We start from the raw sequence: 14401 nt of genomic DNA on the forward strand, positions 1-14401 counted from the left end.
TTGCGCCGCCCATGTTCGATATCGCTGAGGTAGGTGCGATCCATGCCGGCACGTAAGGCAGCTCCTCCTGCGTCATGCCCGCAGCCAGCGATGACGACGAACATTTAGGCCAACCAGCGCGCATAGCTCCATGCGACAATAGGCAGACACACGGTAATCTAAGATCAGAGAGCGCCTTTGGTGTGGGGCCGGCAGCCAAGCGCTTGGAATGCATCCTTGGGCTCAGCCTGCCCAGGTTTCCGAAGTGGCATAGCCGGCTTTTCGGCACCCATCATCTGCCGCTGCAAGGCCGTGCAGGTGTCATCAACCTCAACGCTCGTTTTGATCGCAGACACAAAGGCCAGGGTCAAAGCGAGCAGACCATAGAACGCGATCATCGCCACAAAAATGTGCAGCGTTTTATGTGCGTTTGGGACCACGTAGGCTTGGTAAATAATGAACAGCGAAATCCCAATTAGGACGCCGCCCACACCTAGGAGCACGGGGTTCGCAAATCGCATCAACGGGCCAAGGAAGAAGGCTGCAAAAGCGGTGCCTACAACAGCACCGCCGATATCCCGTCGGAATCGACCTTCCTTGGTATTGTGATCTGCCACTTAAGCAGCCTTGCGGGGGCGTCCGCCCTTTGTGCCATTGGCGCGAGCTGCTGCGGCTTTGGCCGGTGACCTTGTCTGACCGGCATGCCGCGCCAGCTCGCGGGTCATCCAAGCACGCGTACCAAACATGCCCGAGACCAGCGCTGGTACGTAGAGGTCAGCATCAAGGGCAGGCCAATGCAGATTGAACCCTAAGCCATCAACCTCGACGCCAGCGAGCTGATCATCGGTCGCGCCGTTCAGATCCTGCACGAGCTGAGCTGGGAAGGCGTAGGCACAGCCATTGGTCAGATCGATTGTCACACGGCCGGTTTCGCGATCGTAATGGGCTTCTGCCGCACGAACGGCGGTTTCCATCAGCTCACGCCCGCGCGCTTCTGCTGCATCGAATTGAGTTTCCTGCAGGTCAGTCTTTCGAGCCATGAATTTTCTCCCATTCTGCGAGGAAGTGGGCCTGATACTCTTCTGCCTGAGCCATCAGACGACGCATGTCAGCGCGTTTAATGCCGGCGCTTTGGACCATCTCCGGCTTGCCGTCCGCACCGAGTAAATTGATTTTCGCCTGTCCCGCGCCGGTAATGTGAACATGAGCGGGTTCGTGATCCAGCGTATAGATCACAAACCGGAAGCCATGTGCTCGGTGGACGACAACCATCGTTTTCAAATAACCCATCGGATGGGTTTATTCAAGAGACCTTTGGGGCAATGAGGGTCCTTCGGTCGTTCAGACAAGTGCCCATTGTCGTTGCGAAAGGGATCCCTTTTGCAACATACTGCTAAATATCGCGATCTAGGTAGCTGCTAGAAGGCCTGCTTTTGTATCGCTAATCCCAGAAACAGCCATATACGTTCCATTCTTGTTTGGGGCCAAAACGGGGGCAATTCCACTTCATGACCTTGGCACAGGCGCTTACCAAAGCCCGCACCGAAGAGGACGTCAAAGACGCGTACATCTCGGCCTTGGGTCTCAAAGGCGTTTCCAAAAACCTCGTTGATATCCAGACGCAGGAGATTTGGTTCGAGGCAAAGGCGGTTTCGACGCCGCCAATAGTCATGTTCGCGCAACTGATGTTCTACATCCGGGCGGCGCGGAAGCGAGGCGAGGCGATCCCAGCTTTCCTTGCCGTTATCGACCGCGACAAGGCTGCAATCATGCCGACGGAGAAGGCACTGCCTTTGCTCGACGACAAGAGCATCGTCTGGCCCAAATCGGGATCGGGAGCGGGCAAGGAGCTAGGGGCGCAGATCGCGCCCTACGTCCAGACGCACATCGTCCAATATGAAATCGCGCATGACGAGGCGGCGTTCATCAAGGCGGCGAAGGATGCGATCCGGGAACGACGCATCATCCGGACACCGATTACGCCAGACAACCTAAGGCAGGTGTTCGACCGTTGGGTGGCGATGATCGGCGGAGAACTGGGCGTGAAGGCGCAGGCGGATTACGCCGTGCTTTTTTTTGCGGACATAATGCATGACGGCCATCAGGAAGCGATAAGAGGACCGGCGGGTGCTCGCCTACTATTCAGCGGCGAAAAGCCTGTGTTTATTCTTGGATCCGACCAATATGAGTTGGCTGACGACCGTGGTTACCGCAATTTTTGGGCGATTTATCATCGCCCGCCAGAACAGAAACATCGCCACTATCTACTCGAACGTCGGGATAGCCTGCTCCCAGTCGACGAGCAAAAGTTCAAGGGTGCCTATTACACGCCGCTGCAAATCGTCGACAAAGCCTATGGTCAGTTGCGCGCCACGCTGGGTGACAATTGGCAGGATCGCTATTTGGTGTGGGACATGTGCGCGGGCGTTGGGAATCTGGAAGCCAAGCACAGCAATCTGCGCAATGTTTTTATGTCGACGCTTGATCAAGCCGATGTGATGATTACGAAATTAAATCCCGCCTTCGCGGGGGCGGAGATTTTCCAGTACGACTATCTCAACGACGACGTTACCGATTTTGGCGAAATCGACTACCACCTGACGACCAAGTTGCCGATGGCACTGCGGCAGGCGATCGCCGATGCGCGCGAGGGGAAAAAGGGCGCTAAGCCGATTTTGGTGCTGATAAATCCGCCCTATGCGGAAAGCGGGTCGGGCATTGCCAAGGGAGACGAGAACAAGATTGGGGTTGAAAAGACGCGAATTAACGGATGGATGCGCGAGCTCAACATCGGTTACGCAAGCAAAGAGCTTTTTGCCCAGTTCCTCGTCCGGATTAGACACGAGCTACCAAATGCAACGCTCGCGATGTTCAGCACCCTCAAATATGTGAACGCGCCGAACTTTGAGCTTTTTCGGGAAATTTGGCGAGCCAATTATCTTGGTGGTTTTGTACTTCACAATCGTGCTTTTGATGGGCTTACGGGAAATTTTCCTATTGGTTTTCTAATCTGGGATCAGAAAACAAAAGCGCAACTTTCTGACATTTCGACTGATGTCTTGGATAGAGCAGGGACGTTGATTGGCGAAAAGGTTCACGCCGTTCGCCCCGCCTCATTTCTCCTGAATGTCTGGATCGCAAAAACAATTGCGAAAGGCGGGCCCGCGCTACCGCTATCAAATGCACTAACCGTAGCCCGCAATCCAAGGCCGAAAAGGCAATATGACGGTGGGTTAGGCTACCTTTATGCAAGTAACAACGACTTGCAGCACGCCGGACAAGAGACACTCATAACTTCATCAATCTTTACGGGTGGTAATGGCGGCGGTGTTTGGCTAACACCCACTAATCTATGGCAAGGAGCCATTGTATTTTCCGTTAGAATGCTAATTCCACACACTTGGCAAAACCATAACGATCAGTTCTTGCAGCCGTCGCAGCCGCTCACGGATGAATTCAAGTCTGACTGCCTGATCTGGATGCTCTTCAACGGCAAAAACCTCACCGCCGGAGCCGATGGGCTGCGCTGGGACGATTGCGACTGGAGTCTTATCAATCACTTCGTCCCATTCACCGAGGCCGAAGTCGGCGCAAAGGGGCGGTTCGAAAGCGACTTCATGGTCCGTTACATGGCGGGCATGGTCTTTTCGCCAGAGGTGCGGGCCGTTCTCGACGAGGGCCGCAAGCTGTGGACGCGTTTCCATGCCACCAGCTTCCCGCGCAAGATACGCGACCTGTACAAGTTAGGGCGCTTCGACGCCGGATGGTATCAGGTTCGCCGCTCGCTCGAAGCCTATAGCGACACTGAACCTACCGACTTCGATCCGTGGAAAGCCGCATACGCGGCTTTGACCGTAAAGCTGCGCCCGAAGGTTTATGAGCTTGGCTTCCTGCCCAAGTGACAAGCACCAAAACCTGCCTTTTAGTAGTCCGCCCAACCCTAACGGTACGCTGTGCCTGAACGGATGTCAGTATCGAGTATCGAGTAGCGTTTAGCTGCCGCGAACGCATGTTCCTCGGCCGGAACCGGCCAGCTGATATGCCGCAAAAGGGCTCCCTTTTGCGACGGGTTTGCGACCTTAGCAATTTCAACGGCTTGCACGTTGCATAAGGCTGTTTCAAAATGTGCTAATGAAAATCGGCTACGCACGGGTCTCATCGGACGAACAGAACCTCGATCTTCAGCGCGACGCGCTGACCGCGGCGGGCTGTATCATGATCTACGAGGACGAGGGTGTTTCGGGCGTTGCACGCCGTCGTCCAGGGCTGGACCAGGCGTTTGCCATGCTGAAACAGGGCGACATCCTAGTGACGTGGCGGCTTGATCGCCTTGGACGCTCTCTGCCCCACCTGATTGACCTGGTAGCCGCACTACAAGAACGAAGCTGCGGGTTCGCCTCGCTTAACGAGGCGATCGATACTAGCTCAGCCGGGGGTAAGCTGGTGTTTCATATCATGGGAGCGCTAGCCGAGTTCGAGCGGGCTTTGATCGTCGAACGCACTCGCGCCGGCATGGCCTCCGCCCGGGCGCGCGGCCGACACCTCGGCCGCCCTCGCGCCCTGACAGGTGCGCAGCTCAGCAAAGCCAGGGACGAGATTGCCGCCGATCGCGAGACCACCGCCAGCATGGCTGCCCTACTCGGCGTTAGTCGATCAACCCTGTGGCGAGCACTACGGGACCGAGAAAGTTGATGACCGCTAGCGCCTAAATTGCGGACGGCTGGCAAGGGAGCCCGTGCCTCAGCCGCTTACTCCCTTCCGCTTGCTGGCCGATGCCTTCCGTCTAGCATCTATCACGATAATATCGTCGGCCTGCTCGCCCGCAGCTATGGCAGTATCTCGCATTCGCTGGATTTTCCGCAGCTTCATACCGATGCCGCCTATGTCCATAACGACGAAAATACCCGCCGAGGTAGCAGCAGCGTTTTTGTATATCTCAAGCTGAGTCTTATATCCGCTTTCGACAGTTCCCTTGGACAGCTTCATCTCAACCACTAAACGTCCGTGGAAGCCGGTAGAGAACTTAAAATCGACAGGACCACCACCCGAGTTGGTTTCTGGCGAGATATCGACGTTGTTCACCGCGCACATGACGTTGGCGACAGCAAAAAACAGGAGCTGACTTGCCCTCTCGTGTCGGGGAGAGTCGCCGTTCCATAGCAACTCCCACATATTATTATACTCAACCAGACTTTTAAAATGATCGATGATGCTAAGCACTGTCACACGTAAGGTTGCGGCATCCATCGTGGCAGGCGGCTTGACCATGCCAGCGAATACCTGAGGATCTTGATATAGTATTTTCCGAAACTGATAGAATCCATCAAGATCGGCTTTTTCATCGTAACTTTCCGAAGCTCCAGCAACAGCAGATAGAATAAGCCGTAGGATACGAACCGACTTAAGACTTATCTCTCTGATAGCTCTTTTCTTATCTGAAACAGTTGCCTTGGCAAAATTGCCAAACATCTGGTTTACCGCGTCGCGGACTTCCTGAACCTGTAACACTACCCGTGATACGTCCGACCAATCAGCAGCAAGCGGAAGGTCGCGTAGCAAGTCACGAGGGACCAATACGACCGGCTCTGACAAACGATACGGGTTCTCTGGCAAGTTTCGGTTGCTGTACTTCAAACCGAACTGACGGCAAGGGATGCCGTTGGCGCTACAAAACTTCTCCGTAATCTCGCAAAGGACAGGAAGCAGGAAGTTTGTAGTCATGTCGCTCAAGATATCAGGACCGACGCCTTCCTCGAACAGACCCATAAGCGGTATCATATCGGGGTTTTTCTCGCCAAGCGTAATAATTTGCTTCGCTGTTCTCAAGATACCGTTGCGGGTTTTAGCCGGTGGCGAGCTACCGCTATTGCCTGCTCCGCCATACCCCAAGCTAGTTTCTGGCCGCTCGTCAAGATTGAGAGCTTTGAACGCCCCTTTCCACGCAGCATCGCCCTCCGCGCCAGATATATCAACTAAGCCAATGACGTTGTTGAAAGCTTGCTCAATAGCCTTACGACCATCCCGTTTGATGAGGGCGTTCTGGCTTTTGTAGATAAGCAGCGGATCGATGAATAGCTTCGTGTCGCTGTTGAGAATCGTATCTAGCAGTTTCGCTGCGTCTAGACTTTTTGGATCAACTTTGAAATGCTTCGAGAACAGTATCGGATGAACTAGAGACTTTTTTCCTGCCACGATCTGTTCCCACCTTGTTGACGTGAGGCTAGCATAGGTCTGTCACCTTGCAAGACGCAGCTGCTATGGCGCTTCAGGAAACGTGATTCTGGTCCCGAAAGCGGCAATTTTGCTCTCTACCAGATACAGATAATCGAACCCGAAAATGCATCAGATTTCTACATCATACGATGCCGAGATTTCCGCCGTTCGAGCAAGATGCATAACCCGTAAACTTTGCATCAGAAGGCTTTTAGGCGGGGCCATTGATCTGCTGCGTCTGTGCTCTCCACAAGAAGCAATGCGGCTTGCAGCGACGGCATACAACGCATCCCGAGCCCGGCCTGTCGCAATCGTCTCAGGCAGCTAAAAGGCTTTTCACTTCAGTTTCGAGAGCCCCCAAAGTGAATGGTTTCTGTAAAAAGCGGTCGGCAAGCCCCGTACGTTGGGTGCTCTCGCCGGTGTAGCCCGACATGATAATCGTCCGAAGGTCGGGACGGCTGGCGAGCGCCCGTTCGATCAAGTCGAAACCATTTATGACGCCAGGCATTCTCACGTCTGTCACAATCAGATCGATGCGGGGCGTACCTTGCAGGATCTCGAACGCGTCATCGCCGCTGGCCGCCAATATTACCTCGTAGCCGTCACTCTCCAGCTGCTCGCCGAGCAACTTTCGAATTTTCTCCTCATCATCGACGACGAGAATAACTGAACGGTCACGAGACATCGTCTGCGTCCCCCAAAGCCTTCTGAGACACATACTGAACCTAGGACGGTGAGCATGGCTACTGCTAAATTATTGATTGTAGATGACAACACGATGGTCCGTCAGATGATCGCGGGCTTTGCGCGAGAACTGGGCTTGTCCGTTATCGAAGCAGCTTCGGTCGACGCTGCACGTGCGCCGCTTGCCGGCGGCGATGTCGACGTGCTGCTTTGTGATGACGACCTAGGCGCTGGCCTGTCAGGCGGTGAATTTATAGCCAGCAAGTCCGTGCAGATGCCTGCGACTGTCGTGCTGATGTCCGGGAATCCGAAGCCGAACGGATTGCCAAAAGGCATCCGGTACCTATGTAAGCCCTTTACAATCCGGCAACTCGAAGTCGAATTATTGCCTTAGAGCCCGACTCATAATTCGAGCTTGGCAATACGGCGCGTCATTCGCCTGATGGATGAGACGACCATCCAGGCCTCGGACGATGCGATGGAGGCTTCCCAATCCTTGGCAAGACGCCGGCATCGGTTGAGCCACGCCAGGGTGCGTTCGACGACCCAGCGCCTGGGTAGAATGACAAAGCCCGTCAGGTCGGAACGTCTGATAATTTCGATCGTCAGCCTATCGATGTGCGCGACTGCCCCTTCAAGCTTCTGTCCGGCATACCCGCCATCGGCGAACAGCCTGGTGAGCGTGGGATACGCGTCGCAGGATCGCTCGATCAGACCGGGCGCTCCGTCGCGGTCCTGAACATCTGCGCCGTGCACCACGCCTTCGAGCATATTGCCCAGCGTGTCCGTCACGATGTGCCGCTTGCGGCCCTTTATCTTCTTGCCGGCGTCGTATCCGCGAGGCCCACCTGCCTCTGTGGTTTTGACCGACTGGCTATCGATGACGCCCGCGGTCGGCGCCGGCGTGCGACCTTCCAAGACTCGCACCCATGCGACCAGCACCGCGTTGATGACATCGAGCAGGCCGTTGTCGCGCATGCGGTAGAAATGATACTGCACCGTTGTGAAGGGCGGAAAGTCTTTCGGCAGTTGCGCCCACTGACACCCCGTCGATGCGATATACTGGATCGCATCCCACAGGGTCCGCGCCTTGTGCTTGCGGGGGCGTCCCACCCTGGAGGTTCGCCTCAATAATGGCCGGACGACAGCCCATTCCTCATCGGTACAGTCGCTTGCATAGCGCAGCCCGCTTCTGTCATGCTCGCGCCGAGCGGTTTCAGTCCAGCCCATGTGATCCTCGTGGTCTTCGTAAACCCCGGTGAATCACAAGCTACTGAAATCGCTCAACTCAATTTTCGGTCGGGCTCTTAGTCGCCGTATCCACAAATGATGATGCAAAACTTTTGCAGACCGTGCGAAAACTCTCCGCAGATTGCAATCAGCGCAGACGCAGCGCACATTACTGTCACTGGTAACCAATGAAGCTATGCCAATGTGGCATCATGAGCCGAAGCTGCGTATCTATATTACCTGCCTGAAGTCGGGTTCGGAGTTTTTGCACGGTCTGTTTGATTTCTGCATCAGGAATGGCCGGGTCTGGATGGACAGCGAACGGACAGCTTTTCGCCCGAATAGCCACCCGTTACGCGTACCAAGATGCCCATACAGTGTAAAAAGAAGAGGTTTTCGTGTGGCAACTTTACAACAGGCGGCGTTGATAAATCACCGTAGAGTAGCTTGAGGCCTCAAAGCGGCAACATCGAGCACCTATATCGATCCTGTCCCCGGAATTGGCCGACGGATACGATCGTTGCAACGCGCAACCTGAATGATGAACAGCAAGATCATAATGATCATGCGGGTCACTTCGGCGAGTTCGGTGCGTCCGTTCAGCATTGTTCGGATCTCCTCGATCATACTATACCACATAGCGTTTCAGACCCGCGCTGGAGAAAAGCTCGAACAGGCCGATCAAGAGTGGATTGTGGTGTGCGTCCGGGGGCATCCAGTTAAATCTGGGGTTTCGGGTCAAGACTGGCCCCCGGACTCTGCTATAGCCACCTAAGATGACGATGAAATCTCCTAGCTGGTTCCGCCCTCGTGGTTACCTTCATTTGGACGTGCCGGTTGCCTTGCCGTTCGCTGAGAGCCTGACGCCGGCCTTCGTAGCATCACATACCTGGTCGCCGCTAATTCACTATGTAAAAACCGAAAAACGTTACAAGGCGCTTGAGCGGAAAACGATCAAAAAGACGCGACCAATAATGTATGCGTCACACCGCGACGCATGTATACTTTCAAAATACTCGGCAGATTTGGCTTCTCGGCTCGATACCTTCTACAAAGAGTCACAGCTTGACGACACGGTCGTCGCCTACCGATCGCTTGGCCAGTCCAACTACCACTTTGCCAAGCGTGTAGAGGATTACGTCAGGTCGCAAACCTCACTAACTGTCATGTGCTTCGACGTGACTGGCTTCTTTGACAACTTGGACCACCGGCTGCTGAAGCGACAGCTCAAATGGATTTTGGGCTGCAAGGAACTGCCCGCCGACTGGTATGCCGTGTTCAACATCATCACCAAGTTCCGCCATGTCAATCTGGAGCAATTAAAAGAGCATGAGCCATTAGCGAAACGGATCAAAGCTCGGCGTCCTCACCCCCTCGCGACGATCAAGCAGCTCAACGAGTTAAAGGTGGCGATCCACAAGAACACTAATACATTTGGTATTCCCCAAGGTACACCGATCAGCGCCAGCATCTCGAACCTCTATATGGCAGCGTTCGATTTGGCGCTGGCAGTCGAGGTTGGCCAACGTGGTGGCCTCTATCAGCGTTACTCCGACGACATCTTGATTGCCTGTCACCCTACGTGCGGTGACGTCCTCGAAAAGCTGGTCGAGGACAAGCTGCATGAGCACGGGCTACAGTTACAGAAGGCTAAGACCGAGCGCGTGACGCTTGCTGGTACCAGCACACTGACGTTTCAGTATCTCGGCTACCAGCTTGGCCACGTCGATGCACGGCTGCGTCTTAAGTCCCTGTCACGGCAATGGCGTACTGCTCGGCGCGCGATAAAAAAAACAGAGCGGGTTGGCGGGCGCGCCGTAGCGATGGGGCAGGCGAAGCAGGTCTACACGAAAAAGCTGCATCGTCGTTTCACAGACGCTGGACCACGCAACTTCCTTGCCTACGCTGAGCGATCCGCTGACACCCTGCAATCGCAAGGTATCAAGAAGCAGGCCAAAAAGCTGCGGAGGTACGTACACAGCGAATTAGCCCGGATACGCGGAAAGTTGCCTCCAAAGCCCCGATAGACCCCACCCGCAAAATAATTTGGCTTCTGACGTGCGACTTCATGAGCGGCGACTAGGCCTCGGCTTGGGTCCGCGAACGACAGTTCCAAGGCGAGTGACAATTAGCCTTCAGCGTCCGATTCTGGGCGGCTGCGGGATAGTCGTTGCTCTCCCTGATCAGTGACGTTGCAAAAGGAACCCCTTTTGCAACGTCACTCGTCGGGACGGCCAAATAGCCGACCGAAGAAGCCCCGCTTGGATTCCGTAGGGCTAGGCCCTGCGAGCAACCCAATCACTCGGGCCTGTGCCTCGCGTCGCTCTTCATCCGATCGATCAAGACGCTGACGCAGGTCACCGATTGTGCCGTCTCGGTCGCGTAACTGTTCCAAGGCGGCATCAAGGCGTGCCTGTAACACGTTGGAATCAAGGGTGTTCCCCGTGTTACCCTCGGTGTTGCGCATTGTTTCAGAAGGGGTGTTGCTAACCGTTGCGGACTTGGGTGAATAGACCCGGTGCAACTCAACAGGTTCGATCGAGAATGACCCGCTCTCGTTCTTAACTGCCGATATTCTACCGCTGTTGATTGCTCGCGAGATGGACGCCTTACTGATGCCGGTGGCCTTCGCAGCCTCGCCCAAGGTGTAAGCCATCTATTCAGTACCCCGTTGCGTATCGTTTCAAAGTGCTGTCAGCCAACCGTTAGCAGGAACAGGCGTCGTTGGAAATCGATCAAGCTCGCCCCCATTTGGCGGAACACCCCGTAACCCATTTCGTCCAGTCCGCCTTGAGGGCATCCCCAACAAGCTGACGACGGCGATCCTTGAGAATCCTAACGTATTGGTCGGCAAGTCGTTGGACAGCATGGCCGCCCCCCAAGGTCCGGCCGATCGCAAAAAGTTCTGGAGTTTTAAGTTCGTCCAGGCGGTCATCGGCAGGCCAGCGCAGGGTATCAGAAACCGACATACGCGTAGCTGCAATAGCAATGAGATTAGCAGCATCGACGATGGTATCGGCGGTGCCTTCACGTCGCGATCGACGTCCAGTGCTATGGCGCTCGGCCTCGTCGGCCGCAGCGTTGGTGGCGTCATCATCCTTCGGAGCAAAGGTGATGGTAACATGCGTGATTTTGCCTCTGGCCCCACGACGCTCTAACCAATCCATTGTGAAGGCAGCCAGCTGATCGATTTCGGCTTTCCCAGGCGTCAGCACCAGACGGCGGAAATCGGAGAAGTTTGGCATAGAGTTCGACGGGGCCCCCAGCCGCTCCCGCAGCTCATCGACCGTCCCAGACCATGTTGGGTTGCGACGGCCAGCCAGCAGGCAGCCCATTTCGTAGAGGGTGATCGCATATTTCGACCGGAAGGCGAGCAGAGCGGCGCGGTTGAGGCGAGCGTAATAATCGCTTCCCTGCAGGATCGCCCGAGCCGGTGCCGTGAACTCCCATTCGACCGTGGCCCGGCCATCTTCTGCATGTTCGTTAAGCGTCCAGGCGAGCAGGGCGGCGGTAAGTGTCGCGGCCCGCCCTTGAGCCGAGGTTGACGGCATTTGGAATTTTACATCCATCAGCTCATCAAGGGTGTCTTGAATCCGATCGTTGGCATTGTGGGTACCCCGCAGCTCACGCTTGGCGATCACGTGCGATCCCGGCCGCCAAGCTTCGCCAGCAGCTTTGGCGATCAGAAGAGCAAGGGTTTTACGAGCTGCCAGAGAAGGCGACGTACCCGCACCAAAACGGGCTTCGATAAACTCGCCGGCTTTCACGATAGCATGGCCGTCACGGACTGAGGCCGTGGAAGCCGCTTTCATAGTGCGGCCGATGGGAAGATCGTCAGGCACAACACGAGCTTAATCAGTTGCGACATAAGATCAATACCGGTGTACTAGATCGTATGGCATCTCAATCCTTATGATAGCACCCCATTTGTCGCAACTGAGCACCCCATTTGTCGTAGGTGAGCACCCCATTTGTCGCAACTGAGCACCCCATTTGTCGTAGGTAAAGGTGTTTTTGTATTGTTAAACAATGGCTTGCGGGCGCTGAATCATAGAATCATAGAGAATTTAGAATCATCGCGAGCGCGAGGGAAAAGAGAGACAGGCAATACTGAAATTTAACAGGCGACCCAAAACAGGCACCGGCAAAATAATGCGGAGCTGGTTTTTTCCCAGCAACCGACGTTGCCGGACTGGGTTAACAGCGAATGCCACTTTCAACCGTCCCGTACGCCATCGTCGTTGAAGACCATCCGATCATTATGATGGAGACAACGCACATCCTCGAAGACGCGGGCTTTCGGGTTTACGAGAGTTTCGACGGTGACGAAGCGATCGCCCACCTTTCACAGCACTGGGAAAGCACCGTGCTGTTATTCTCAGACGTTGATATGCCAGGATCGCTGAACGGGTTTGCGCTCGCATGGCACGTTGCTGAGCATTGGCCATTGATCGAAATTGTAATCGCCTCAGGCCATATTTCGCCCGAGAAAGGGGACATGCCGGAAAAGGCAACGTTCATTACGAAGCCCTTTAACCACCGAATGGTCCATCAGCATCTCAACCAAATCCTGCCAGACGACAAAAAGCCGGAGCCGTTAAAGAAAGCGGTATAGCGGGGCAGTCCGCATTGATGCGTTCGCAACCAAACTCCGCTGCCGCTTTAGGTTGCCGGTCGTCGATAAGGATGCGCATCAGCTAAGCTGCGGATGGCGATGAAACGGCGAGCATGCGAAGCCCGACCATCGCGATCAAGCCACTGAGCGCGTGATCCAGCACTGACGGCGCCGACGACATCAGCTGCCCAGGTATCTCCCACCATCAGCAGCTCACTGGCCCCGCAACCCAGCTTGGCCGTCAGGCCGGCGTAGAACGCCCGCGCAGGCTTGATTGCGCCTGCGTCGAAGGAGAAGTGCCAAACATCGATCAGATCGCCCAGGAGGGCCCTCAGCGGGGCTGCGTAAGATTGTGCCAGGTTGGAGGCGACGGCCACCTTTACGCCCTGGTCGCGGACCCGGCGGAGCGCATCCAGCGTATCGGGGTAGAGCGCGATCGTCGCGAGTTCCTCGTTGAGCGCCGCCAGCTCTGCTGTCGGGTGCGGCAATCCGAGGGCTGCCGCATAATCGGCAAGGCCAATCGGCTGAACCATTGGTGATGGGACTGCCTGTGCCTGCTCGCGGGCTTGCCGGATTAACCGTTCGAACGGATGCCGCTTGCGGCCGATATGAACCAGCGTGCCGAACGCATCGAAGGCGACCGCTTGTGTAACCGGTTGCTGGTCAAAACGGCGATCAGCAACAGCCAGCAGGCGGGTGTACAGGTCATCGCTGACGGTGCCGGCGCGGATCATCTCATCGACAATTACCGCTGCTTCCGGATCGATCGGCTCGCGAAAGATCGCGCTTGCCTCGTCTCCCCGATCGCGGATGGTAAGGTTGGCCAGGAGGTTTGCGTAAGCCGTGTGTTCAGTCAGCGTGCGAAAGCTCGGATGTACATCAGACATTGTTAGCCTATCTGGTTGCCGGTTTTGTCTTACACTTCCGACTTTGTCTGCCATATAGGGAAGATATGACCCGCTTTACAGTCCGCCTCGACGACATGACCGCTGCCTATTTTGACGCGTTTGCCGAACAGTTCGGGGGGCGGTCGCAGGCGATGCGGGCACTGATCGAGGAAGCCCTTACAACCTCGCGCGCTTCGAAAAGCTCGGTGCCGGAGGGAGAAGGAAAACAGCGGTTGGAAGTGCGCCTTGGCCTGGACGATATGGCGTTGCTGGAAGAGGCGGCCAAAGCACGGCACTGCAAACCGACCTGGTGGGCGACGCAGTTAATTCACGCCCAGCTTCGGGGTAAGCCGGCTGCACCGCCGCTCGATTTCAAAGCCATTTTTGGGCAGCTTCTTCCAAAGGCAACTAAAGCCCCGCCGTCGCAATCCCAGGTAGATCTGGAAGCTGCCGGACAGCTGCGCCTATTGGATTGAGCGCGCGGACCGAAGGTTGTCCGGCAAATATGGGTCACGAGATACCGAATGCCTGAGCGCTGTTTGTACAACGCTTTTTCCTTTGAGGTGATGATGGCAGGATAGCCTTAACGGCGCTTTTGTATCACATCACCGGTTTTGTCTGCCAAGCAAATGGCATTGGGCGCGCTAATCTGAGGCCGTGCAGGCTAACCGTTTTGTGCAGCTCGGGGGCGTGAAGGTGCCTGGGTAGTTCGAGCGCGTCGCTCCCTTCCAGCAGATCGACCACGCGCAGGTTCAGCGGGGTCGCTACATCCTGCATCGTCAGCAGGGTCGGG

Annotated in this window: 16 protein-coding genes; 6 read left to right on the top strand and 10 right to left on the bottom strand. The window is 55.7% G+C overall.

The annotated features are described in order from the left end of the window. Positions 1-164: 164 nt before the first annotated feature. From RH91_RS21030 to RH91_RS21035, 3 genes are read right to left on the bottom strand one after another with little or no spacing between them, the layout of a single operon-like run. Positions 165-596, bottom strand: a complete 432-nt coding sequence (locus RH91_RS21030) for a hypothetical protein (protein ID WP_157137091.1) — start codon at positions 594-596, stop codon at positions 165-167. After that, the gene (locus RH91_RS22025) at positions 597-1019 is read right to left on the bottom strand and encodes a DUF2442 domain-containing protein (RefSeq protein ID WP_157137092.1); all 423 of its coding nucleotides are present in this window, start codon (positions 1017-1019) and stop codon (positions 597-599) included. After that, positions 1003-1269 (bottom strand): DUF4160 domain-containing protein, encoded by a 267-nt coding sequence (locus tag RH91_RS21035; RefSeq protein WP_232283650.1) that lies wholly within the window; start codon positions 1267-1269, stop codon positions 1003-1005. Before RH91_RS21035 ends, RH91_RS22025 begins: the two co-directional genes overlap by 17 nt. A gap of 218 nt (positions 1270-1487) precedes the next feature. Here RH91_RS21035 and RH91_RS21040 point away from each other — a divergent pair, with 218 nt between their 5' ends. Both RH91_RS21040 and RH91_RS21045 read left to right on the top strand, forming a co-directional pair. After that, on the top strand, positions 1488-3881 hold the full coding sequence (locus tag RH91_RS21040) for a hypothetical protein (protein ID WP_010165438.1): 2394 nt from the start codon (positions 1488-1490) through the stop codon (positions 3879-3881). A 229-nt stretch (positions 3882-4110) separates the two neighbouring features. After that, positions 4111-4671: a recombinase family protein gene (locus RH91_RS21045; protein ID WP_010165439.1), complete on the top strand. Its 561-nt coding sequence runs from the start codon at positions 4111-4113 to the stop codon at positions 4669-4671. A 48-nt stretch (positions 4672-4719) separates the two neighbouring features. On the opposite strand, the gene RH91_RS21050 is transcribed toward RH91_RS21045, so the two are convergent. Both RH91_RS21050 and RH91_RS21055 read right to left on the bottom strand, forming a co-directional pair. Further along, complete coding sequence (locus RH91_RS21050) at positions 4720-6171, bottom strand: hypothetical protein (RefSeq protein WP_037480102.1); 1452 nt, start codon at positions 6169-6171, stop codon at positions 4720-4722. Positions 6172-6508: 337 nt separating this feature from the next. Continuing rightward, positions 6509-6877, bottom strand: coding sequence for a response regulator (locus RH91_RS21055; RefSeq protein ID WP_029624178.1), 369 nt, complete (start codon positions 6875-6877; stop codon positions 6509-6511). Between the two features lie 54 nt (positions 6878-6931). Between RH91_RS21055 and RH91_RS21060 the strand changes: the two genes are divergently transcribed. Then, positions 6932-7270, top strand: coding sequence for a response regulator (locus RH91_RS21060; protein WP_051116756.1), 339 nt, complete (start codon positions 6932-6934; stop codon positions 7268-7270). An 8-nt stretch (positions 7271-7278) separates the two neighbouring features. On the opposite strand, the gene RH91_RS21065 is transcribed toward RH91_RS21060, so the two are convergent. Continuing rightward, positions 7279-8106 carry an IS5 family transposase gene (locus RH91_RS21065; protein WP_029624179.1) on the bottom strand — a complete coding sequence of 276 codons (828 nt, stop codon included), beginning with the start codon at positions 8104-8106 and terminating at the stop codon, positions 7279-7281. A gap of 776 nt (positions 8107-8882) precedes the next feature. Between RH91_RS21065 and RH91_RS21070 the strand changes: the two genes are divergently transcribed. Further along, a complete protein-coding gene (locus RH91_RS21070; RefSeq protein WP_232283651.1) occupies positions 8883-10133 on the top strand; it encodes a reverse transcriptase domain-containing protein in 1251 nt (416 codons plus the stop codon). A gap of 191 nt (positions 10134-10324) precedes the next feature. Here RH91_RS21070 and RH91_RS22035 read toward each other — a convergent pair whose 3' ends face one another. Both RH91_RS22035 and RH91_RS21075 read right to left on the bottom strand, forming a co-directional pair. Then, positions 10325-10762: a hypothetical protein gene (locus RH91_RS22035; RefSeq protein ID WP_010165446.1), complete on the bottom strand. Its 438-nt coding sequence runs from the start codon at positions 10760-10762 to the stop codon at positions 10325-10327. A 79-nt stretch (positions 10763-10841) separates the two neighbouring features. Next, positions 10842-11873 (bottom strand): replication initiation protein, encoded by a 1032-nt coding sequence (locus RH91_RS21075; RefSeq protein ID WP_232283652.1) that lies wholly within the window; start codon positions 11871-11873, stop codon positions 10842-10844. A gap of 440 nt (positions 11874-12313) precedes the next feature. Between RH91_RS21075 and RH91_RS21080 the strand changes: the two genes are divergently transcribed. Then, positions 12314-12721 carry a response regulator gene (locus tag RH91_RS21080; protein WP_010165449.1) on the top strand — a complete coding sequence of 136 codons (408 nt, stop codon included), beginning with the start codon at positions 12314-12316 and terminating at the stop codon, positions 12719-12721. Positions 12722-12768: 47 nt separating this feature from the next. Here the strand turns inward: RH91_RS21080 and RH91_RS21085 are convergent, their stop codons facing one another. Beyond that, positions 12769-13608: an HAD family hydrolase gene (locus tag RH91_RS21085; RefSeq protein ID WP_010165450.1), complete on the bottom strand. Its 840-nt coding sequence runs from the start codon at positions 13606-13608 to the stop codon at positions 12769-12771. Positions 13609-13673: 65 nt separating this feature from the next. Here RH91_RS21085 and RH91_RS21090 point away from each other — a divergent pair, with 65 nt between their 5' ends. Further along, on the top strand, positions 13674-14084 hold the full coding sequence (locus tag RH91_RS21090) for a hypothetical protein (protein WP_010165451.1): 411 nt from the start codon (positions 13674-13676) through the stop codon (positions 14082-14084). Positions 14085-14208: 124 nt separating this feature from the next. Here RH91_RS21090 and RH91_RS23380 read toward each other — a convergent pair. After that, positions 14209-14401 (bottom strand): hypothetical protein (locus tag RH91_RS23380; protein ID WP_010165452.1); only part of this gene is annotated, 193 nt, incomplete at its 5' end.

It is taken from the genome of Sphingomonas sp. PAMC 26617 (assembly GCF_000242835.1).
Classification (GTDB): Bacteria; Pseudomonadota; Alphaproteobacteria; order Sphingomonadales; family Sphingomonadaceae; genus Sphingomonas.